The 20,691-nt window shown below is 49.4% G+C and carries 22 protein-coding genes and 1 pseudogene; 15 read left to right on the forward strand and 8 right to left on the reverse strand.

The features are described 5' to 3' along the window. The first annotated feature begins 45 nt into the window (after positions 1 to 45). A complete protein-coding gene (locus HMPREF3047_RS04650) occupies positions 46 to 381 on the forward strand; it encodes a carboxymuconolactone decarboxylase family protein (protein ID WP_003680742.1) in 336 nt (111 codons plus the stop codon). 113 nt (positions 382 to 494) lie between these two features. Further along, positions 495 to 863 carry a rhodanese-like domain-containing protein gene (locus HMPREF3047_RS04655; protein WP_070608906.1) on the forward strand — a complete coding sequence of 123 codons (369 nt, stop codon included), beginning with the start codon at positions 495 to 497 and terminating at the stop codon, positions 861 to 863. A 54-nt stretch (positions 864 to 917) separates the two neighbouring features. Here the strand turns inward: HMPREF3047_RS04655 and HMPREF3047_RS04660 are convergent, their stop codons facing one another. Then, positions 918 to 1,256, reverse strand: coding sequence for a cupin domain-containing protein (locus HMPREF3047_RS04660; protein ID WP_004520298.1), 339 nt, complete (start codon positions 1,254 to 1,256; stop codon positions 918 to 920). A 98-nt stretch (positions 1,257 to 1,354) separates the two neighbouring features. Here HMPREF3047_RS04660 and surE point away from each other — a divergent pair, with 98 nt between their 5' ends. The 6 genes from surE to htpX all read left to right on the forward strand — a co-directional run bounded on the left by surE (position 1,355) and on the right by htpX (position 7,431). Then, entirely contained in the window at positions 1,355 to 2,110 is a 756-nt protein-coding gene (gene surE / locus HMPREF3047_RS04665; protein WP_070712340.1) for a 5'/3'-nucleotidase SurE, read from the forward strand. 93 nt (positions 2,111 to 2,203) lie between these two features. Beyond that, positions 2,204 to 3,115, forward strand: a complete 912-nt coding sequence (locus HMPREF3047_RS04670) for a peptidoglycan DD-metalloendopeptidase family protein (RefSeq protein WP_070712341.1) — start codon at positions 2,204 to 2,206, stop codon at positions 3,113 to 3,115. A 78-nt stretch (positions 3,116 to 3,193) separates the two neighbouring features. After that, positions 3,194 to 4,717, forward strand: coding sequence for a phospholipase D family protein (locus tag HMPREF3047_RS04675; protein ID WP_070712342.1), 1,524 nt, complete (start codon positions 3,194 to 3,196; stop codon positions 4,715 to 4,717). A 43-nt stretch (positions 4,718 to 4,760) separates the two neighbouring features. Continuing rightward, positions 4,761 to 5,294, forward strand: coding sequence for a C40 family peptidase (locus HMPREF3047_RS04680; RefSeq protein ID WP_070712354.1), 534 nt, complete (start codon positions 4,761 to 4,763; stop codon positions 5,292 to 5,294). Between the two features lie 197 nt (positions 5,295 to 5,491). Beyond that, positions 5,492 to 6,400, forward strand: a complete 909-nt coding sequence (gene hemF, locus HMPREF3047_RS04685) for an oxygen-dependent coproporphyrinogen oxidase (protein ID WP_070712343.1) — start codon at positions 5,492 to 5,494, stop codon at positions 6,398 to 6,400. A 191-nt stretch (positions 6,401 to 6,591) separates the two neighbouring features. Next, positions 6,592 to 7,431 carry a protease HtpX gene (gene htpX, locus HMPREF3047_RS04690; protein ID WP_070712344.1) on the forward strand — a complete coding sequence of 280 codons (840 nt, stop codon included), beginning with the start codon at positions 6,592 to 6,594 and terminating at the stop codon, positions 7,429 to 7,431. A 48-nt stretch (positions 7,432 to 7,479) separates the two neighbouring features. Here the strand turns inward: htpX and hpnC are convergent, their stop codons facing one another. The 3 genes from hpnC to miaA are packed head-to-tail and all read right to left on the reverse strand — an operon-like array spanning position 7,480 to position 10,016. Further along, a complete protein-coding gene (gene hpnC, locus HMPREF3047_RS04695; protein WP_070712345.1) occupies positions 7,480 to 8,295 on the reverse strand; it encodes a squalene synthase HpnC in 816 nt (271 codons plus the stop codon). A 53-nt stretch (positions 8,296 to 8,348) separates the two neighbouring features. Beyond that, complete coding sequence (gene tadA, locus HMPREF3047_RS04700; RefSeq protein ID WP_070712346.1) at positions 8,349 to 9,071, reverse strand: tRNA adenosine(34) deaminase TadA; 723 nt, start codon at positions 9,069 to 9,071, stop codon at positions 8,349 to 8,351. Between the two features lie 3 nt (positions 9,072 to 9,074). Beyond that, entirely contained in the window at positions 9,075 to 10,016 is a 942-nt protein-coding gene (gene miaA, locus HMPREF3047_RS04705) for a tRNA (adenosine(37)-N6)-dimethylallyltransferase MiaA (RefSeq protein ID WP_070712347.1), read from the reverse strand. A gap of 217 nt (positions 10,017 to 10,233) precedes the next feature. On the opposite strand from miaA, the gene bioB reads away from it, so the two are divergent. After that, positions 10,234 to 11,286 carry a biotin synthase BioB gene (gene bioB / locus HMPREF3047_RS04710; protein WP_004519884.1) on the forward strand — a complete coding sequence of 351 codons (1,053 nt, stop codon included), beginning with the start codon at positions 10,234 to 10,236 and terminating at the stop codon, positions 11,284 to 11,286. A gap of 49 nt (positions 11,287 to 11,335) precedes the next feature. On the opposite strand, the gene HMPREF3047_RS04715 is transcribed toward bioB, so the two are convergent. The 4 genes from HMPREF3047_RS04715 to HMPREF3047_RS04730 all read right to left on the reverse strand — a co-directional run bounded on the left by HMPREF3047_RS04715 (position 11,336) and on the right by HMPREF3047_RS04730 (position 14,970). Further along, the gene (locus tag HMPREF3047_RS04715; protein ID WP_070712348.1) at positions 11,336 to 12,343 is read right to left on the reverse strand and encodes an adenosine deaminase; all 1,008 of its coding nucleotides are present in this window, start codon (positions 12,341 to 12,343) and stop codon (positions 11,336 to 11,338) included. 77 nt (positions 12,344 to 12,420) lie between these two features. Then, positions 12,421 to 13,200: a ferredoxin--NADP reductase gene (locus HMPREF3047_RS04720; protein ID WP_070712349.1), complete on the reverse strand. Its 780-nt coding sequence runs from the start codon at positions 13,198 to 13,200 to the stop codon at positions 12,421 to 12,423. Positions 13,201 to 13,298: 98 nt separating this feature from the next. Continuing rightward, positions 13,299 to 13,742, reverse strand: a complete 444-nt coding sequence (locus tag HMPREF3047_RS04725; protein ID WP_070712350.1) for an META domain-containing protein — start codon at positions 13,740 to 13,742, stop codon at positions 13,299 to 13,301. A gap of 70 nt (positions 13,743 to 13,812) precedes the next feature. Next, positions 13,813 to 14,970: a trans-sulfuration enzyme family protein gene (locus tag HMPREF3047_RS04730; protein ID WP_070712351.1), complete on the reverse strand. Its 1,158-nt coding sequence runs from the start codon at positions 14,968 to 14,970 to the stop codon at positions 13,813 to 13,815. Positions 14,971 to 15,148: 178 nt separating this feature from the next. On the opposite strand from HMPREF3047_RS04730, the gene folE2 reads away from it, so the two are divergent. The 6 genes and pseudogenes from folE2 (at position 15,149) to HMPREF3047_RS04760 (ending at position 20,450) form a co-directional block, all read left to right on the forward strand. Then, positions 15,149 to 15,922, forward strand: a complete 774-nt coding sequence (folE2, locus tag HMPREF3047_RS04735) for a GTP cyclohydrolase FolE2 (RefSeq protein WP_049329433.1) — start codon at positions 15,149 to 15,151, stop codon at positions 15,920 to 15,922. Positions 15,923 to 16,139: 217 nt separating this feature from the next. Next, positions 16,140 to 17,945, forward strand: a complete 1,806-nt coding sequence (gene dsbD / locus HMPREF3047_RS04740; RefSeq protein WP_070712355.1) for a protein-disulfide reductase DsbD — start codon at positions 16,140 to 16,142, stop codon at positions 17,943 to 17,945. Positions 17,946 to 18,363: 418 nt separating this feature from the next. Beyond that, positions 18,364 to 19,621 (forward strand): annotated as a pseudogene (locus tag HMPREF3047_RS04745) (replication initiation factor domain-containing protein). 45 nt (positions 19,622 to 19,666) lie between these two features. Then, a complete protein-coding gene (locus HMPREF3047_RS04750; protein WP_070712352.1) occupies positions 19,667 to 19,957 on the forward strand; it encodes a hypothetical protein in 291 nt (96 codons plus the stop codon). 4 nt (positions 19,958 to 19,961) lie between these two features. Next, entirely contained in the window at positions 19,962 to 20,159 is a 198-nt protein-coding gene (locus HMPREF3047_RS04755) for a hypothetical protein (RefSeq protein ID WP_036493982.1), read from the forward strand. Between the two features lie 72 nt (positions 20,160 to 20,231). Further along, positions 20,232 to 20,450, forward strand: a complete 219-nt coding sequence (locus HMPREF3047_RS04760; RefSeq protein WP_070712353.1) for a major capsid protein — start codon at positions 20,232 to 20,234, stop codon at positions 20,448 to 20,450. The last annotated feature ends 241 nt before the right edge of the window (positions 20,451 to 20,691 follow it).

Raw genomic sequence — 20,691 nt, forward strand, 5'->3', positions numbered from 1 at the left:
ATAGGATTTTTTATCTTATCCACTCACATTAAGAAAGGACATATCATGTTTAAAGACTGGCCTGAACATACCGCCTTGGTAAAAAAATCATTCGGCGAATTGGGTAAAAACCATCCTAAAATGCTGCAAGCCTACGGCGCACTGGATCAAGCAGCCGCAGCCGAAGCACTGGATGCCAAAACACGCGAACTGATCGCCATTGCCGTTGCCATTACCACACGTTGCGAAAGCTGCATCAGCGTGCATGCCGCCGCCGCAGCCAAAGCAGGTGCAACCGAAAGCGAAATCGCCGGCGCATTGGCCACTGCTATCGCTCTGAATGCAGGTGCCGCTTATACCTACGCTTTGCGCGCTTTGGAAGCAGTAGAAACCCAACGCTAATCGGTTTGTAAAATCAGGCCGTCTGAAAGCCAACTCCCCTTTCAGACGGCCTGATGAAATGCTAAACTGATAAAGTCATCATATTTGTTTTCTGTCTAATAGGAGATTGAACCATGAAGAAACTGCTGACTGCCGTACTTTTTGCCGCCGCTATTGCCACTCCTTTGGCCGCTTCCGCAGCCTCTATGCCTAAGGTTGAAAAAAGCGTGGCACAGCCTGCAAAAGCAAAAGGCGTTTGGATTGATGTCCGCTCTGCCGAAGAATTTAAAGAAGGCCATTTGCAAGGTGCGCTCAATATTCCGCATGACCAAATCGTTGACCGCATCAAATCCGTCAGCCCGGATAAAAACGCACCGGTAAACCTCTACTGCCGCAGCGGCCGCCGTGCAGAAGCCGCGCTGACTGAGCTGAAAAAAGCCGGCTACACCAACGTAACCAACCATGGCGGTTATGAAGACTTGGTGAAAAAAGGTTTGAAATAAATCTAGTTAATTTTAAAAAGGCCGTCTGAAACTTTTCAGACGGCCTTTATTGCATTACAGACAGCAACTTCCAAATCTCAAACGTTTGCTGAGACCGGTTTCGTGAATTAATTGTTTGATAACCAAAATATTGGTGTTATCGGCCAACGCGCGAATGCTGTGCGCTTCCATTGGCTCAAGACGGATAACTTGCAAGCCTTCGGTTTGCAAAACTTCATCCACCGTTTTGATTTCGGCTTTTCCGTTTAAAACCAAAAGCAAAATAATCGCATCCGCCTCATAGGCCGGAATTTCATTATTCTTCTGCAGTGAAAGCTGAACAATCTCCTGATTACCGTCTGAAGCAATCACGCCGCCCAATAAAGCTTTGGGGTCTAACTCATAATGTTTCATTATCATCCTTTCCGCCCAAACGTTGCCGATTCGTGGACAATCGCTCAAGCAAACCAGTACAATACCGTCCATCTTACCGATAGACACAATATTGTCACATGAACATATTAATCTCAAACGACGATGGTTATCTTGCGCCCGGTTTGGCTATTTTGGCAAGAGTGTGCGCAGAATTTGCCAATGTTAGAGTGGTTGCGCCCGAACGCGATCGCAGCGGCGTCAGCAATTCCCTGACTTTAGACCGTCCTTTACAACTGAAACAGGCGGAAAACGGGTTTTACTATGTGAATGGCACCCCTACCGACTGCATTCACGTCGGCCAGCACGCCCTTGCCGACTTCAAACCCGACTTAGTCTTGTCCGGCATTAACAACGGCGCAAACATGGGCGACGATACACTTTATTCCGGTACGGTTGCCGCCGTGACGGAAGCCTACCTGATGGGCATTCCCGCTATTGCTTTCTCGCTCGCAGATTCCAGCGGCCGTTATTGGGAAACAGCGGAAAAAGCTGCTTGGATACTGCTTTCCTACTTTCTCAAACGCCCTATTTCCGAACCCATCTTATGGAACATCAATATCCCTGCCGTCGCACCTGAGGATATCCAAGGCATAAAAATTACACGGCTCGGCCGCCGTCATCATGAACAAAGCATTGTTCCCATGTATAATCCACGTGGCGAACAAATTTATTGGATTGGGCCGGTCGGTGATGTTTCCGACAGCGAAGAAGGTACCGACTTTGGCGAATGCGCGTCCGGCTTCATCACGATTACCCCCCTGCAAGTCGACTTGACTGCCTACGGACAAATGGAGCAAACTGCTTCCTTTTGGTCAGAAATCCCTGCGCCTTAACAGTCCCTAACAGCCGAACACTTGAGAAACAAGCATATTTTTATTATGATATGCCCCGATGAGAACAATTACCCGAATACGAAAGTCATTAACATGTTGAAAAAAAGTGTATCTTATGCCGGATCGGCAGCTTTGGTTTTATTACTTGCAGCCTGTGCCAGCCAACAACCGGCTCCTGTAGTCGTCGGCACACAAAGCGGTGGTTCAACAACAAGCTCTACCGCTGACAATCCTTACGGTGCAGCGCCTTACAATACCAACACCAGCCCAGCGGCAGATGCTCCATACACTCCGCCGGCAAGTACACCTGCTCCAACATACAACAGCGGCAGCACCGGCACTTACACGCCTTCTTATGCGCCTGTTGATATTAATGCAGCGACACATACCGTTGTTCGTGGCGATACCGTTTACAACATCTCCAAACGCTACAACATTACCCAAGACAATCTGCGCGCATGGAATAACTTGGCCGACAACACCATCAGCATTGGTCAAACCCTGCGCGTAAAACCTGAAGGCTACGTTGTACCTGCAGCTTCTGCAAGCAAACTTTCTACGCCAACAACGACAACCACTGCTCCGGCCCCAAGCACTCCTGCCAATACACCAACCGTATCTACCGGCAGCAGCCGCAACGTAAGCGGCATCACATGGCAGCGTCCGACTACCGGTAACGTTATTGCCAACTTCGGCGGCAGCAACAAAGGTGTGGATATTGCCGGTACGCAAGGTCAGCCAGTTGTTGCAGCGGCAGACGGTAAAGTCGTTTACGCAGGCTCAGGCTTGCGCGGTTACGGTAACTTGGTCATCATCCAACACAACTCCTCATTCTTGAGCGCATACGGCCACAACCAACGCCTGCTGGTTAATGAAAACCAAACCGTTAAACGCGGTCAAACCATTGCGCACATGGGTAATACCGATGCATCTCGTACCCAATTGCACTTTGAAATCCGTCAAAACGGCAAACCGGTCAATCCGGCAAGTTATGTTGCCTTCTAAGCTGATTCAAGCAACCTAATTTCACTTCAATCCCTGCCTAAATGTCATTTAGGTAGGGATTGTTTGTACCGGTTCCCCATGAAATTTCATCTTCCCTTTCTTTATATCCTGCTATTGGGTGGGTGCGCCGCGTTTTTGCCTTCATTGGATGAACGCACCCAAAGCAGTTATCTTGACATACCTGCAACGCCGCGGCTGGACAGCGCATTAGGCATTCCTTCTACATCCTCCAAGACCGATGTTTCCCATATCTATCTGCTGAACGATGCCCATGAAGCCTTTGTTGCCCGTGCCACCCTGATTGAATCTGCCGACCATACCCTCGATTTGCAGTACTATATCTGGCACAACGACATCTCCGGCAAGCTTCTCTTCAACCTGATTCATCGCGCGGCCGAACGCGGCGTCCGTGTGCGTTTGCTTCTGGACGACAACAACACCAACGGCATGGATGATCTCCTGCTGGCACTCGACAATCATCCCAATATTGAAGTCCGTCTGTTTAATCCCTTTATTTTCAGAAAATGGCGTGCACTCGGCTACGTTGCCGACTTTCCGCGACTTAATCGCCGGATGCACAACAAATCGTTTACCGCCGACAACCGTGCCACCATTTTGGGCGGACGCAATATCGGCGACGAATATTTTAAGGTTAACGACGATACCATCTTTGCCGACCTCGATATCCTCGCCACGGGCCGCGTCGTAACCGAAGTATCCCAAGACTTCGACCGCTATTGGGCAAGCCACTCCGCCTATAACGCGACCAGCATCATCAAGCGGGGAAACCTGCAAAAAGGATTGGCAGAGCTTAATTACACCGACCAAGATAAAAATCAAACGCTCATCCGCTACCGTCAAAGCATCGAACACTCCAACCTCTATCAAAAAATGCAGAGCAACCTTATGGAGTGGCAAAGTGTCAGCACACGCCTGATCAGCGATGACCCGGCTAAAGGCTTAGACCGCGACCGGCACAAACCGCCTATTTCCGAACGCCTGCAAGACGCCCTCAAGCAACCCGAAAAAAGCGTTTACCTTGTCTCCCCCTATTTTGTGCCCACAAAATCGGGCGTTAAGGCCATAGAAAAGCTGATTCACAACGGCGTGGACGTTACCGTTTTGACCAATTCGCTCCAAGCAACCGACGTTGCCGCCGTCCATTCCGGCTACGTCAAATACCGCAAGCCCTTGCTTAAAGCTGGGGTCAAACTCTATGAGCTCCAGCCCAACCACGCCGTTCCGACCTCCAAAGACCGCGGCTTAACCGGTAGCTCAGCTACCAGCTTGCACGCCAAAACATTCATCGTGGACGAGAAACGCATTTTCATCGGCTCATTCAACCTCGACCCACGCTCCGCACGCCTCAATACCGAAATGGGTGTCGTCATCGAAAGTCCCGAAATCGCAGGCCAAATGCAGCGCACCCTCGTAACGACCACCCCAAGCTACGCCTATCAGGTAACGCTTGGCAATTACAACAAACTATACTGGTATGACCCAAGCGAAAAACGAACTTACGCACACGAGCCCGAAGCCAAGTTCTGGAAACGAGTTACTTCAAAAATCCTGTCCATCCTACCCATAGAAGGATTATTATAGAGGTCGTCTGAAAACAGAAATCATGCAGCCGGAGGAATTCACCATGTATCGACTCATCTGCAAAACCCTATTTGTTTGTACCGCCAGCCTATTGTTGGCCTCCTGCGGCACTACCGGCAAACACAAATCCCACAAACCACAAACAACCGCCAGAAAAGTCCAACCTGTCCGCATTTCCCATATCGACCGCACCCAAGGTTCACAGGAATTGATGCTTCACAGCCTAGGCCTGATCGGCACGCCCTACAAATGGGGCGGCAGCACCACATCCACAGGCTTTGACTGCAGCGGCATGATCCAATTCGTCTATAAAAACGCCCTCAACGTCAATCTGCCACGCACCGCGCGCGATATGGCCGCAGCCAGCCGAAAAATTCCCGACGGCAAATTAAAAGCCGGCGATCTGGTCTTTTTCAATACCGGCGGCGCACACAAATATTCCCATGTCGGCCTCTACATCGGCAACGGCGAATTCATCCATGCCCCCAGCAGCGGCAAAACCATCAAAACCGAAAAACTTTCCACCCCGTTTTACGCCAAAAACTATTTGGGCGCACATACCTTTTTTACTGAATAAATCAAGGCCGTCTGAAAGATATCGCAACATCATCGATACCTTTCAATCTATTGCTGATGAGTCAAGCTTGATTGCAAGATAGCCCCATGCAAAAATTTACCCATAACAAAGCAATAGAAAGATAACACTAAGTTTCAACAGCTTAAATCATCTTCCGCCCTGTCATTTTACAAATACGAAACCATCAAGGATATATCATGCACACAGAATCCGTTCTAACCCTCCTCAAAACACTGCAAAACCAAATCTGCGCCGCGCTGGAGCAAGAAGATGGCGAAGCCAAATTTGTGCATGAAGTATGGACTGGGAAGCTGGGTATCGGCGAAACCCGTGTATTGAAAAACGGCGCAGTATTCGAGCAGGCCGGTGTGAATTTTTCGCATGTAAAGGGAACAAAAATGCCGGCTTCTGCCACGGCCCATCGTCCGGAATTGGCAGGCGCGGCGTTTGAAGCCATGGGCGTGTCGCTGGTCATTCATCCGAAAAATCCTTATGTTCCGACCAGCCATGCCAATGTGCGCTTTTTTATTGCCTATCCTGAAAATGCCGAGCCGGTTTGGTGGTTTGGCGGCGGCTTTGATTTGACGCCGTTTTATCCTTTTGAAGAAGATATCGTGCATTGGCACACAGTGGCGCGGGACGTATGCGCGCCATTTGGCGAATCGGTTTATCCTGAATTCAAACAATGGTGTGACGAATATTTCTATTTGAAACATCGTAACGAAACACGCGGCGTGGGCGGCCTGTTTTTTGACGATTTAAACCGCTGGGATTTCGATACCTGCTTGAATTTTATCAAGGCGGTCGGGGAAGGCTATATCGCAGCGTATCTACCGATTGTGGCCAAACACAAAAACACACCTTATGGAGAACGTGAACGAGATTTCCAACTCTACCGCCGCGGACGCTATGTCGAATTTAACTTGGTTTGGGACAGAGGCACGCTGTTCGGTCTGCAAAGCGGCGGCCGTACGGAAAGCATTTTGATGTCCATGCCACCTTTGGTACGCTTCGAGTATCAATACACGCCGGAAGAAGGTTCTCCAGAAGCCGCATTAAATCAATTTTTGGTAGCGCGAGACTGGCTGCAGGAATTTGGAAAATAATATCTGTTTTCAATACAGGCCGTCTGAAAGGCTGTTTTAACCATCAATACTGCTTTTTCAGACGGCCTTTGCTTCAATTGCTTTGAATTTGCATACCTTTGCCTATTGCGCTGTTTCATCTCTATAGAGTTTTTGAGACAATGCGCCCATATAAAAATCACCTCACAAACCACACTAAAAAGGAATAATCGGTGAAACGCATTTTCTTATTTATCGCAACCAATATCGCAGTTCTGGTTGTCATCCGTGTTATTTTGGCCATCTTGGGCATCAACAGCACCGACCAAGTCGGCAGCCTACTGGCTTATTCCGCAGTCGTCGGCTTCAGCGGCTCGATTGTCTCCCTGCTGATGTCGAAAACCATCGCCAAACATTCGGTCGGCGCCGTCGTCATCGACCAGCCCCAAAGCGAAGAAGAAGCGTGGCTGTTGGCAACTGTTGAAGCGCAAGCCCGCCAATGGAATCTGAAAACGCCCGAAGTCGCCATTTACAACTCGCCTGAGCCTAACGCCTTCGCAACCGGCGCAACCAAAAACAGCTCGCTCGTCGCTGTCAGCACCGGCCTGCTCGATCACATGACCCGCGATGAAGTCGAAGCCGTTTTGGCGCATGAAATGGCACACGTAGGCAACGGCGATATGGTGACGCTGACGCTGATTCAAGGTATTGTAAATACTTTTGTCGTCTTCTTGGCGCGTATCGTTTCCAGCATGGTGGCACGTAACAATGACGGCAGCACTTCGCAAGGTACATATTTCATGGTCAGCATGGTATTGCAGATCGTATTCGGCTTCCTCGCCAGCATCATCGTAATGTGGTTCAGCCGCCAACGCGAATACCGCGCCGATGCGGGCGCTGCAAAACTGGTGGGCGCCCCAAAAATGATTGCCGCCCTGCAACGCTTGAAAGGCAACCCCAGCGATTTGCCGCAAACCATGACGGCAATGGGCATTGCCAGCGAAGCCAAAGATTCTTGGTTCAGCACCCATCCTTCTTTGGACAACCGCATCAACCGTTTGAAAAACCGCTAATCGAAAAACATCAAGGCCGTCTGAAACCTCAATTTCAGACGGCCTTTTTTATTTCTTCATCAAAGCCCGTTTGATGATAATCATCCAGTCTTTCTTATCCAACAACGGCCGCTGGTTAAACACATCATATTTGCAACCGTCCAGCTTCTGCAAAATCAACTGGCCGCCGACAATAATCATGCGCAACTCAAAACCGATTCGTCCTTTGAGGGTTTTGCCCAACGGCGATCCGGCCTTCAGCATTTGAAAAGCACGTTGGCACTCATGCGCCATCAGTCGTTGAAAAGCAAAGTCGGCTTTGCCGGCCGCAATCTGCTCTTCGCTGACTTTGAACTTCTGCAAATCTTCCTGAGGGAGGTACACGCGCCCTTTCTGCCAATCTACCGCCACGTCCTGCCAGAAATTAATCAGCTGCAAGGCAGTGCAAATGCCGTCGCTTTGCGCCATGCTCACTTCATCGGTTTGCCCGTACAAATGCAGCATAATGCGCCCCACCGGATTGGCGGACAAGCGGCAATAGGCAATCAATTCACCAAAGTTTTCATAACGGGTTTTGACCACATCCTGACCGAACGCCGCCAGCAAATCGTAAAACGGCTGCAACGGTAATTGAAACGGCTCAATCGCTTCGTTGTACAAACGCTGCATCAAAGCCGTTTGCGGTTTCCCGCCTTGTGCAATGCAGTCTAACTCTGCCTTCAGTTCGTCCAGTTGGCGCAGGCGTTCGGCTGCTTCAGCATGGCCTTCGTCGGCAATATCATCCGCCGTCCGTGCAAAAGCGTAAACGGCGTGAACCGGCTTGCGCAAACGGCGCGGCAGCACAATGGAGCCGACTGGGAAGTTTTCGTAATGATTGACTGACATGGGAAATCCGAAAATTTAAAATAAAATGTTTTTGCTGACAGGCCGTCTGAAATTCAGACGGCCTTACGTTTGGCCGCAAAGAAATCCTGCAATACGCTTTGGCATTCGTCTGCCAATATGCCGCCCAAAATTGCGGTATGCTTGTTCAGACGTTTGTCGGCAAACAAATCAACCACGCTGCCTGCCGCACCGGTTTTAGCTTCGGCCGCACCATAAATCACGCGCCCAACCCGTGCCTGCATCAAGGCAGATGCGCACATAGAGCAAGGCTCTAAGGTGATGTACACGTCGCAGTCTTCCAAACGGTAGTTTTGCAAGGCCTTACCTGCGGTGGCAAGCGCGTTGATTTCGGCATGGTGGCTGACATTGTGGTCGCCAATGCAGGTATTGTGTGCCGCTGCGATTGCCTTGCCTTGATATACGATGACTGCGCCAACGGGCACTTCGCCCAATGCCGCCGATTGTCTGGCCTGTTCTATCGCCAGCCGCATAAAGGCTTCCATATCGCTTTGCGAAGGGAAAACGGCAACAGGCGGATGGTTTTTTAATGCCTCGCCCAGCTCCGTCTTTCTCTCCTCGGAAACATGCCGGACATCCACACCTGAAACCAATGCATCCAGTTGCCATAAGGTACTTTTGGTTACGGTCAAACCTGACGCTTTCAGCAATAGAAATGCGCGGACTGCGCCGATTTCCTGTAAATCTTCCAGTGAACAAATACCCAATTCTTTTAGAGCGGCCAATGTTTTAGGCGCAAGTGGTGGCGTAGTCAGCATGGATTATTCCTGAAAATGCTGACGCGCCAAGGCTAAGGCCGCCTGAACATAATCGCTGTCTGCGTAAGGATCTAACGTGTGCGCCAAAGGAATTTTCCGCAACCAGGTCAACTGGCGTTTGGCAAGCTGGCGTGTGGCGACAATGCCTTTTTCGACAAAGGTATCATAATCGGTTTCGCCTTCGAGATAATCCCAAGCCTGACGGTAGCCCACGCAGCGCATAGACGGCATATCGGCATACAGTTGCGGATAATCGCGGCGTAAAGCGTGCATTTCATCGAGGAAACCGTGTTCCAGCATACTTAAAAAGCGTTTTTCGATTTGCTGGTGTAACAAATGACGGTCTTCAGGAATCAGGGCAACCGTGCATAAATCTAATAAAGGCGCGGCCTGCTTCTGCTCTGTGAAATGTTCGCTCAAAGGCTTGCCGGTCAAAAGATAGACTTCCAAAGCGCGTTCAATACGCTGGCTGTCATTGGCTTTCAGACGGCCTGCCGTAATCGGGTCAACCTCCTGCAAACGGCGATATAGGCCTGCCAGACCGTGTTCGTTCTTTTCCGCCTGAAGTTGTGCGCGCACCTCCGCATCCGCACTGGGCAAATCGTTCAAACCTTCCGTCAGCGCGTGGAAATACATCATTGTGCCGCCGACAATCAGCGGATAGCGACCGCGCGTATGTATTTCATTCACCAAGCGCACGCAGTCGCCAATAAAATCCGCCGCGCTGTAACTTTCCAGCGGCGAGATAATATCAATCAAATGATGCGGTACGGCGGCAAGCTCTTCGGCAGTCGGCTTGGCCGTACCGATGTCCATGCCGCGATACACCAGCGCGGAATCCAAACTGATGATTTCCACCGGCAACGATTGGGCAATATTTAAGGCCAGTGCGGTTTTACCGCCGGCGGTCGGGCCGAGTACGGCGAAGGCTTTGGGCGCATTCATAAGAAAACGGAAAAATTAAAAATGCGATTATAGCAAACCCGGGCAGACCATATTTCAGGCCGTCTGAAACATTTGCTCTACATTATCAAAAGCGTTACACTTGCTGCGCCGTTTCAGACGGCCTTTTATATTGATTTCAAACCTGCTGCTGCCGTCATTGCGCCGGCAGTCAAGCCGTCAGCGACACTGCGTCGCTGTAAACACGAAAGAACACACTATGACCGTATCTCCCGTAGCCTTGCGCCGTCAAACCGAGCGCAAGCCGCATCCGACTGCGCGTTATTGGAAAAAATGCGATGTCGAGGCTTTGTTTGGACTGCCTTTCCTCGACCTCGTTTTCCAAGCCGCCGAAATCCACCGCCAAAACTTCAACCCGCGCGAAATCCAGCTTTCCACCCTGCTCTCCATCAAAACCGGCGGCTGTCCCGAAGACTGCGCCTACTGCCCGCAATCGGCACACCACAACACCAATCTGGGCAAAGAGCAGATGATGGATGTGGACGAAATCGTCGAAAAAGCCAAAATTGCCCAATCGCGCGGTGCCAGCCGTTTCTGCATGGGCGCAGCATGGCGCGGACCCAAACCCAAAGACGTGGCTGTCGTTTCCGAAATCATCAGCGCAGTGAAAGGCTTGGGCATGGAAGTGTGCGGCACCTTCGGCATGCTCGAAGACGGCATGGCGGAAGACTTCAAAAAAGCCGGTTTGGACTACTACAACCACAACCTCGACACCGACCCCGAACGCTACAACGACATCATCCACACCCGCAAACACGAAGACCGCATGGATACTTTGGGCAAAGTCCGCAATGCCGGTTTGAAAGTCTGCTGCGGCGGCATCGTCGGCATGAATGAAACTCGCGCCGAACGCGCAGGCCTGATTGCCAGCCTTGCCAACCTCGACCCTCAGCCCGAAAGTGTGCCGATCAACCAGTTGGTCAAAGTAGAAGGCACGCCGCTGGCCGATGCCGAAGATTTGGACTGGACGGAATTTGTCCGCACCATCGCCGTCGCGCGCATTACCATGCCGCATAGCTACGTCCGCCTCTCCGCAGGCCGCAGCAATATGCCGGAATCCATGCAGGCCATGTGTTTCATGGCTGGCGCAAACTCGATTTTCTACGGCGACAAGCTGCTGACTACGGGCAATCCGGACGAAGACGGCGACCGCCTGCTGATGGAAAAATTGAATTTGTATCCGCTGCGCTTTGAATTGGAAGAAGAATACAAAGCCGCGCAGGAAACGCCTAAAATCAAAGTCGACTATTAACCGCCATCATAAAAGGCCGTCTGAAACTTTTTCAGACGGCCTTTTATCGTTATTCAACATTGAAACTTTCAATCTTCCGTATCCATTCTTCCTTTTCCGCCTCGTTCAAAAACGAAGCGCGGAATGAATTCGCGCACAAGGTTTTGATTTCTTCCGCACTCAAATCCAAAGCCTCGGCAAGCGCTTCAAAATTGCGGTTCATATAGCCGCCGAAATACGCCGGATCATCGGAATTAACGGTTACCAACACGCCGCGTTGCAACATACGGCGCAAATTGTGTTTTGCCATTTCAGGGAACACTTTTAATTTCAAATTGCTCAACGGGCAAACGGTCAACGGCATTTGCTCTTTAATCAAACGCGCCATCAAGGCCTCATCTTCTTCCGCCCGTACTCCATGATCGATACGGCGGACATGCAGCAAGTCCAAAGCCTCGTAAACATATTCCGGCGGGCCTTCTTCTCCGGCATGCGCCACCGTCAACAAACCCTCCGCCCGCGCTTGCGCAAACACACGCTCAAACTTGGACGGCGGATGCCCCAATTCGCTCGAATCCAAGCCTACGCCGATGATGTGTTCTTTATAAGGCAAAGCCTGATTTAAGGTTTCAAATGCGCTTTCTTCCGACAAATGACGCAGGAAACACATAATCAAACGCGTGCTTATACCCCATTGCTGTCCGGCTTCACGGCAGGCGCGGACAATGCCGTTAATCACGGTTCCAAATGCCACGCCACGCGCAGTATGGGTTTGCGGATCGAAAAATATTTCCGTATGCACGACATTGTCTTCACGGCAACGCTCAAGATACGCGCGGGTCAAATCGTAAAAATCCGCCTCGTGCAGCAAGACGCCGGCACCGGCATAATAAATATCCAAAAACGACTGCAAATTGTGAAAATCATAAGCCTGCCGTACCGCATCGACATTTTCATAAGGAATCGCTATATGGTTGCGCTTGGCGATTTCAAACATCAGCTCCGGCTCGAACGTCCCTTCGATATGAACGTGCAACTCGGCTTTGGGCAGGGCTTGGATCAATTGTTTGATATTCATATTTTCTCTGATTTTCGGTTTATATTTAATATTGAAGGCCGTCTGAAACTTTCAGACGGCCTTTGACCATTTATCTGTTAAAAACCATTTTCCATCATAATTTCGCCGGGGATGCGGTTGCGGTGCATAGCGTAGCCCAAATCCATCAGGGCTTGGAAAGTGTCTTTGACCATTGCCGGATTGCCGCAAACCATAAAACGCGTATCGGCCTTGGTGAACTTGAAGCCGATTTTTTCTTCCAAGCCTCCATTCTTCAGCAATTCGGGAATCCGTTTGCCGCTCAATGCGCCTTCTTTTTCCTCACGCGTAGTGATCGGAACAAAAGTGAATTTATGGAAATATTCTTCAATCAGCGGATGCTTTTTCAAATCAGCAAGGCGTTGGTTGAAAATCAACTCGTTGGCGTAAGAAACTGAATGCGCCAAAACCAAACGGTCGAAACGCTGCCAGATTTCAGGTTGCTCGATAATGGAAAGGAAAGGCGCAATGCCGGAACCCGTGCAGAGCATAACTAAATCCTTACCGTCTGGGAATCGCTCGGGCAAGAGGAAACCGGTAGCCGTTTTATCCAGCAAAATGGTGTCACCCTCTTTCATCGCGGCAAAACGCGCCGACATCGGACCGCCTTCGATTAACACCGCGAAATACTCAAGCGTATCGGCGTATTCGGCAGATACGACAGAATACGCGCGCCAAATAAAGCCCTCGCCGTCACGGAAACCAAGGCGCGAAAACTGCCCTGCCGAAAAACGGTAGGACTCGGGACGGCTGATGGCAAAAGTCATCAGCTTAGGCGTATGGTGTTTAATCCACAAGACTTTTTCTTCGGTAAACTTGGCTTCTGGAGAAGCTGCCATAATAGGTTTCCTTGATATTCGGTATCAGTTTCAAATAGGGCTTATTATAAAGATTCAAAAGACCGTCTGAAATATTTATTTTCAGACGGCCTTTAAGATTATTCACGGCGCAAACGGATACTGATGCCTTTTTGTTCCAAAATCAAATCGTTACCGTCAAAACGATAGTTCCACACGCTTTGTTTGCGCAAAAACGCATCTTCCAGCTTCATGTCTTCACACAGCATCATGCTTACCGCAATATGGCCAAAATCAATTTTGCCCGCTCCGATTACATTCGCTTGAAACATCATACCGTTGCAACCCATATTGCCATAAGCCTTAGGCATTTTGCTGAAATCCAAATAGGCGTTTTTATCTGCCAATTCTTTTTCAGTGAATTTATTGAAAGCGACAACACGCCATTTGGCGGCTAAAGTAGGTTGCGCCGTTTGTTGAGTTTGTACCTGCGCTTTAGAGGCTTGTCCAGGCTGAGATGCTGAAGGAGATGTACAAGCTGCCAAAACCACCATACTCATCAATGCGCCGAATAATGTTTTCATATCTATTCCTTAATTATTGCTAAAGGCCGTCTGAAAAACCATTCATCTTCAGACGACCTTTAAGCCTTATTTACAAAGTTGTATCCAATGCTTTGGAAATATCGTTCCAAATATCGTCCACATCTTCGATTCCAACCGAGAAACGCAGCAGGCCGACTTTGATGCCCATTTCCATTTTCACATCATGCGGCACGCCGCTGTGGGATTGGGAATAGCAATGGTTGACCAGACTTTCCACGCCGCCGAGGCTGGAAGCCATTTTGACCAGTTTCATGTTTTTAATCACGCTATCGGCCGCTTCACGCGTATCGTTTTTGAGATAAACCGTAACCACGCCGCCGATACCTTTGGGCATTTGTGCTTGGGCGAGTTCGTAATGTTCATGAGACGGCAGGCCGGGATAGAACACTTTTTCAATGGCAGGATGAGCTTCCAAACGGCGTGCGATTTCGAGTGCGTTTTGGCAATGGGCGTTCATGCGCAGAGCCAGCGTTTTAATACCGCGCAACACCAGCCAGCAGTCCATCGGGCCTGCAATCGCACCGGTATGCACCATCATGTCGTGCAAAGGCTGAGCCAGCTCTTTGGTTTTGGCAACGACTATGCCCATCAATACGTCGGAATGGCCGCACAAATATTTAGTAGCGGAATGGAACACAAAATCGCAACCCATATCCAACGGCTGTTGCAGATACGGCGTGGCAAAGGTGTTGTCGATGCCGACCAGCGCACCGGCTGCTTTGGCTTTTGCGGCAAGCGCTTTGATGTCTACCAAGCGCAAAAGCGGATTGGACGGCGTTTCCAGCCAAACCAGTTTGACATTGTGTGCTTTGAGCAGCTCATCCAAATTATCCGGATTGCCCAAATCGGCAAAAACAACGTTCACACCCCATTTTTGATAAACATCGACCAATAAATCATAAGCGCCGCCGTAAATATCTGCGACGGCGACAATGGTATCGCCCGGGCGCAGGAAAGTACGCCACACGGCATCAATCCCCGCCATGCCGCTGGAAAACGCAAAGCCGGCCGCACCGTGCTCCAAATCGGCAACGGTATCTTCCAATACCTGACGGGTCGGGTTGCTCAGGCGCGAGTAGCGGTAAGGCACATTTTCGCCAATCTCGTGCAACGCAAACATACTGTTTTGATAAATCGGCGGCATTAGCGCACGGTTGTGTTCGTCGCAATCGTAGCTGGAATGGATGGCTTTCGTGGCGAATTTCATTGGGTCTCTGCCTATATAGATGTGAATAATCGAAGATTTTATCACTATCTGAAAAATAGAAACAATCAATGCAGGCGGATAAAGCAAGTGATATAATCTCGCATTTGCAAATCGGCCGACACGAGCCGATTCCCTCCACACGCATCTCAACAATCCTATCATGAAGGACATACCACGCATGAACGCCATTGCAGACGTGCAATCCAGCCGCGATTTACGCAACCTGCCGATTAATCAGGTCGGCATCAAAGACCTGCGCTTTCCAATCTCCCTCAAAAGCAAAGAAGGCGAACAATCCACCGTCGCCCGCCTGACCATGACGGTTTTCCTGCCTGCCGACCAAAAAGGCACGCATATGTCGCGCTTTGTCGCCCTGATGGAAAAACAAACCGATGCTTTGGATTTCGATACGCTGCACAAGCTGACCGCCGATATGGTTGCCCTGTTGGATTCGCATTCCGGCAAAATCAGCGTTTCCTTCCCGTTTTTCCGCAAGAAAAGTGCGCCCGTCTCCGGCATCCAATCGCTGCTCGACTATGATGTTACCCTGACCGGCGAAATCAAAAACGGTACATACAGCCACAGCCTGAAAGTAATGGTTCCGGTTACTTCATTGTGTCCGTGTTCCAAAGAAATTTCCCAATACGGCGCGCACAACCAACGTTCGCATGTGACGGTCAGTCTGATTGCGAATGCGGATGTAGGCATTGAAGAAATCATCGATTACGTCGAAGCGCAAGCAAGCTGCCAGCTCTACGGCTTGCTCAAACGCCCTGACGAGAAGTATGTAACGGAAAAAGCGTACGAAAATCCGAAGTTTGTCGAAGACATGGTTCGCGATGTGGCTACTGCGCTGATTGCCGACAAACGCATCGAGTCGTTTGTTGTCGAAAGCGAAAACTTCGAATCGATACACAACCATTCCGCTTACGCTTATATCGCTTATCCTTAAAGCCAAGCCGAATAGCAACAAAGGCCGTCTGAACATTTCAGACGGCCTTTGGCATAAATTGAACGATACCATGAGACTATCGGTCATATATGGGCAACCCTATTTCGATATAATTCAAAAGCATTAGATTTCTCTCGCAATATTTAACATAAATTAAGCCGATTGTTTTCCCCATCATTTATAATGACGGTTTCTCAACGGCATATCCGTGGATATTATGAAAAAATTCCTTTATTTCCTCATTGCATTTTTAGGCTTGAGCAGCTTCGCATTCGCAGTAGATGCCAATGATTTGCTGCCTCCAGAGCAAGCCTTTGTACCTCAAGTCAATGTAACCGATCAAGGCATCAGCGTGCAGTTCAAAATCGCTGACGGCTACTATATGTACCAGTCCAAAATCGTTGCAGCGACCAATCCTGACAAAATCCTAGGCGAACCCAAATTCAGTAAAGGTGAAGAAAAAGAAGACGAATTCTTCGGCAAACAAACGGTTTACCACCATACCGCACAGGTTGACCTACCTTACAAACAAGCCGCGCCGCAATACAAACTGACACTGACTTATCAAGGCTGTGCCGAAGTAGGTGTGTGTTATCCGCCTGTGGACACTGAGTTTGACGTAAAAGGCAACGGGGTTTACCAGCCGCAAAGCGATGAGCCGGTTTCTGCCAAAGACCGCTTTTTACAACCGTCCGCCTCTTCAGACGGCCCAATGCCTGCCCAGCCTAGTGCAAACAATCCCGACAGCAGCCGCTTCAAGCTCTCTTGGGATACTTTAAACGCCAACCTGTTGGCGTTTTTTGTCGCAGGTTTGGGCTTAAGCTTTACCGCCTGCATGTATCCGCTCCTGCCGATTGTTTCCAGTATTGTCGTGGGCGACAAAAAAGCCGGCAAAGGCCGCGCGTTTACCTTGTCTATGGTTTATGTACAAGGTTTGGCATTGACCTACACCTTGGTCGGCGTGATTGCCGGTTTGACCGGCGCGCTGTTGACCGTATGGCTGCAACAACCTTGGGTCGTACTGGCCGCCGCAGGACTGATGGTGATATTGGCATTGTCGATGTTCGGCTTCTTCAATATCCAGCTGCCCAACTCTGTCCAATCCTATTTCCAAAATCAAAGCAGCAAACTCTCCGGCGGTAAAATCGTTTCCGTCTTTATCATGGGTATTTTGTCTGCACTGATTGTCGGCCCGTGCGTTGCGCCTCCGCTGGCATTTGCTTTGGGCTATATCGGCCAAACCGGCGATGCCGTGTTGGGCGGCCTCGCGCTTTATGTCTTAGCACTCGGCACCGGCGTACCGCTCATCATCATCGGCACATTCGGCGGTCATATCCTGCCTAAAGCAGGCGACTGGATGAACGGCATCAAATACGCATTCGGCTTCATCTTGCTGGCCGTTGCCGTATACCTTGCCACACCGCATCTGCCTTATTTCGCAGTAGTCGGCCTCTACACCTTGCTGATGATTGTTCCCGCCCTGATGCTTTTGGCGAAATCCGGCAAACAGAAAGGCCGTCTGAAAACGGTTGCCGCCGTATTGGGCTTTTTACTGCTGATTGGCGGCTCATGGTTTGGCTGGCAAAGCTTCAATAAACAAACCACCGCCCTCCACCACTTCTTAACGCTGGTTCCGCCATCCGAAGCCGGCCAAGAAACCGACCACGGTAAGATGTTTACCGATGTCGGAGAACTCAAAGCCGCTATGGATGCCGCCTTGAAAGCCGATCCTAGCAAACCCGTGCTGATTGATTTCTACGCCGACTGGTGCGTATCCTGCAAAGAAATGGCCGCCTACACGCTCAACCAACCGCAGGTACACGAAGCAGTCGATATGCAACGCTTCTTCCAAATCGACGTAACCGCCAACACTCCCGACCATCAAGCCTTACTGAAAGAATACGGCCTCTTCGGCCCTCCGGGCGTGTTTGTTGTCCGCGCCGACGGCAGTCATAGCGAAGCTTTATTAGGCTTTGTCAAACCCGATGCCTTCATTGAATGGTATCGCAAAAACGAGAAATAGCCGTCTATAAAAAGGCCGTCTGAAAACAGATTTTCAGACGGCCTTATATATTGCGCCCTATCACAGGGGCATTTTTAACATAACTAAAGCCCCTTTAACAAAGGGGCTTTTTTATGTGCATCGTCTTCTACACAGTAAATCCAGAACCTCCAACATTCCCAAAATCTTTTATTGTGCGCATCTTCAAAGATGATGAAGACCACACACAATGTCTTAAAACCATCAATTTCCCTATTTCTTCTCCAGATCATCTTTTTCATGCACAAAACGCCGCTAACGAATATGGCCGTTTATATGTAAGTGGAATCATGAATAAGGAGCATCTCCAATGAAAAAGGAAATGAACACAAAAGCGCGTATAGCCGCCTTTGGCGGTGTCAGCGCAAGCGACACGCCAAAGGCGGATTCACGCGCGCCGATGGCGCCCCCCTTATCTAACAGGGGGGGGTACAGAAATCGAAGACGCCGGTGCATTTCAAGAATCCTTTGAATGTTACGAAACCTACATCTTGGACGGCAAAGGCAACCTGTTAGGTGTTCCGCTTCGTCGCGGTGTATCCGATTCTGCCTTTATCGACCAAATCAGCTTTTCATTCCATGAAAAAACCTTTTTCGACAAATACGGTGTCAGAGTCAGTCTGTTGGAAGACGAAGATTTCATCCGTGCCGCATCCATGCTTGCTGAAGAAGTTTTCGGTTTCGGCATCTACAAGGAGTCCAAAGGTTCGGGCGGTCGTTTTTATGAGCGCTGTTGGTTGATGGGTTCGGAAGATGCCCTGTACGGTCGCGTCCATTTTGGCGGCCAGCAAAATACCATCCTTTTCGAACTGACCGGCACAGGTTGCGGCGTCGCAAAAGAAGGATGGGAATCCCGACTTTTCGCATTCCTGATCAATGCAATCCGCCCAAAAATTACCCGCGTTGACGTAGCCAAAGACTTTTTCAACGGCGAATACAGCCCGAACCAAGCCCGTGAAGACCGCAATAAAGGTCTGTTTACCTGCCATCATGTCAAACCCAAAGGCGAATGTTTAGGCTCCGACTGGGAAGAAGACGACGAAGCCAAAATGACCAAAGGCAAGACCTACGGTATCGGCTCCCGTGAATCGTCCAAATACGTCCGCGTCTATGAGAAAGGCAAGCAGTTGGGCGATAAAACAAGCACTTGGACACGCTTTGAAATTGAATTCAAAGCAAAAGACATCGTTATCCCTTTCGAAGTTTTGCAGAATCCGGGCGAATATTTCGGCGGTGCATATCCGATTTGCGAACGCTTCGCCCAAAAGGCAACGCGCATTCACGCGGTTAAGGAAGATAAGATCATTTCAGCTGGCCGTTATCTTGAATGGGTGAAAAAGCAGTTTGGACGTGCGGCCAATGGTCTGAAATTCATTTTCCCCGAACTGGACAAAGCCAAACTGTTTGAACTGATTGAGCCGGATCATCACAAGCTGCCAAAGTCTTTGGCACCCGAAGCCTATGACTGCGCCTTTTTGAAAGCCCAAGCCATTCATGAGCAATCCGCATTCAAACCGTACAAAGACCCTTACGACATGTACGAATATTACGATCGTCTGGAAAAACAGCTTGAACAGCAAAAACACGTCACAAATGAAGAAAGCTATAACAACTTCATGTATGACAAATTCGCAAGACAATCTATTTCATGGGCTTAAATCGTCTGCCCACAAAGACGTTTAATCACACAAGGAAACCAAAAAATGAACATCCAACTTCAAGGCCACATCGTCGGCGTTAAAAAATTCAACGGACAAATCGAAGGCAAGAACTTCGACTATTGCCGACTGATTGTCGCCACGCCCTTAGACAGCTCTCAAGGCAACGCATTGGGCAGCTCTAACACTGAATACGATTTCGGCGGTTCTGCCAATTTCGAGCAGTTCCGAAACGCCCAATTCCCGATCGAAGCAAACCTGAACGTAGAAATCGTTACTACAGGTAAAACCCAAAAACTGAAAGTTATCGGTTTCCAACCCGTTAAGAAAGGCTGATTGAATGCAGAAAGTCTATGTTGTTCAGTCCGTATCAACAGGGGACTTTCTGTATCTCTCCCCTGATACGGGCGATATTGGGCATACAAAATTAATCACGAATGCAGATTATTTCTTTGATTTTGAAGAAGCTGTTAACGCAGGTTTGGAAGAAATCGGCAATCAATATGAATTTGTCGTATTTGGATTTTTGAAAGACTGATTTTCAGCGTTCGGCGGTCGCTGGAAAAAAATATCATCATTTCCGCCAAACACTTTTAAAAGGAAAAACATTATGAAAATCATGAATGCCTGCCGTAAATACGGCACTAAATTGGCCGTTGTTGCCGCAGCTCCTCTGGCTTTCGCTACTCAAGCATGGGCCGAAGTACCTGAAAGCGTTAAAACCGACTTGGCTACTGCAAAGACTGACGCATTATCCGTTGCGGCCATCGTACTGGGTATTATCGCTTCAATCTTCGCTATCCAGCTGATCCGTCGCGTATTGCGCTAATTCGAAGCCTATTTCAGACGACCCCTTAAAGGTCGTCTGAATACTAATTGACATGAGAATTTAAATAATGGGCTACCAAGTCGGAAATAATTGTTACGCAACCCGTCAGGATGCCGAAAACGTCTATTTCAGTTTAGTGCCTCCCAAAATTGGCGATGATGGAAAGTTGTATCAGCTCAATTTTAATAAGTTTGGCTGGAAATATGGGGAACAGATTTTAAAAGCTGAATTGCCAGAATGT

It is taken from the genome of Neisseria sp. HMSC075C10, assembly GCF_001815615.1.
In the GTDB taxonomy this organism is placed as follows: Bacteria; Pseudomonadota; Gammaproteobacteria; order Burkholderiales; family Neisseriaceae; genus Neisseria; species Neisseria subflava_A.

Excerpts from the sequence above, each read along its gene's own strand:
- HMPREF3047_RS04650 (WP_003680742.1), top strand. The coding sequence starts at position 46 with ATGTTTAAAGACTGGCCTGAACATACCGCCTTGGTAAAAAAATCATTC.
- HMPREF3047_RS04655 (WP_070608906.1), top strand. The coding sequence starts at position 495 with ATGAAGAAACTGCTGACTGCCGTACTTTTTGCCGCCGCTATTGCCACT.
- HMPREF3047_RS04660 (WP_004520298.1), bottom strand. The coding sequence starts at position 1,256 with ATGAAACATTATGAGTTAGACCCCAAAGCTTTATTGGGCGGCGTGATT.
- surE (WP_070712340.1), top strand. The coding sequence starts at position 1,355 with ATGAACATATTAATCTCAAACGACGATGGTTATCTTGCGCCCGGTTTG.
- HMPREF3047_RS04670 (WP_070712341.1), top strand. The coding sequence starts at position 2,204 with ATGTTGAAAAAAAGTGTATCTTATGCCGGATCGGCAGCTTTGGTTTTA.
- HMPREF3047_RS04675 (WP_070712342.1), top strand. The coding sequence starts at position 3,194 with ATGAAATTTCATCTTCCCTTTCTTTATATCCTGCTATTGGGTGGGTGC.
- HMPREF3047_RS04680 (WP_070712354.1), top strand. The coding sequence starts at position 4,761 with ATGTATCGACTCATCTGCAAAACCCTATTTGTTTGTACCGCCAGCCTA.
- hemF (WP_070712343.1), top strand. The coding sequence starts at position 5,492 with ATGCACACAGAATCCGTTCTAACCCTCCTCAAAACACTGCAAAACCAA.
- hpnC (WP_070712345.1), bottom strand. The coding sequence starts at position 8,295 with ATGTCAGTCAATCATTACGAAAACTTCCCAGTCGGCTCCATTGTGCTG.
- tadA (WP_070712346.1), bottom strand. The coding sequence starts at position 9,071 with ATGCTGACTACGCCACCACTTGCGCCTAAAACATTGGCCGCTCTAAAA.
- miaA (WP_070712347.1), bottom strand. The coding sequence starts at position 10,016 with ATGAATGCGCCCAAAGCCTTCGCCGTACTCGGCCCGACCGCCGGCGGT.
- bioB (WP_004519884.1), top strand. The coding sequence starts at position 10,234 with ATGACCGTATCTCCCGTAGCCTTGCGCCGTCAAACCGAGCGCAAGCCG.
- HMPREF3047_RS04715 (WP_070712348.1), bottom strand. The coding sequence starts at position 12,343 with ATGAATATCAAACAATTGATCCAAGCCCTGCCCAAAGCCGAGTTGCAC.
- HMPREF3047_RS04720 (WP_070712349.1), bottom strand. The coding sequence starts at position 13,200 with ATGGCAGCTTCTCCAGAAGCCAAGTTTACCGAAGAAAAAGTCTTGTGG.
- HMPREF3047_RS04725 (WP_070712350.1), bottom strand. The coding sequence starts at position 13,742 with ATGAAAACATTATTCGGCGCATTGATGAGTATGGTGGTTTTGGCAGCT.
- HMPREF3047_RS04730 (WP_070712351.1), bottom strand. The coding sequence starts at position 14,970 with ATGAAATTCGCCACGAAAGCCATCCATTCCAGCTACGATTGCGACGAA.
- folE2 (WP_049329433.1), top strand. The coding sequence starts at position 15,149 with ATGAACGCCATTGCAGACGTGCAATCCAGCCGCGATTTACGCAACCTG.
- dsbD (WP_070712355.1), top strand. The coding sequence starts at position 16,140 with ATGAAAAAATTCCTTTATTTCCTCATTGCATTTTTAGGCTTGAGCAGC.
- HMPREF3047_RS04750 (WP_070712352.1), top strand. The coding sequence starts at position 19,667 with ATGAACATCCAACTTCAAGGCCACATCGTCGGCGTTAAAAAATTCAAC.
- HMPREF3047_RS04755 (WP_036493982.1), top strand. The coding sequence starts at position 19,962 with ATGCAGAAAGTCTATGTTGTTCAGTCCGTATCAACAGGGGACTTTCTG.
- HMPREF3047_RS04760 (WP_070712353.1), top strand. The coding sequence starts at position 20,232 with ATGAAAATCATGAATGCCTGCCGTAAATACGGCACTAAATTGGCCGTT.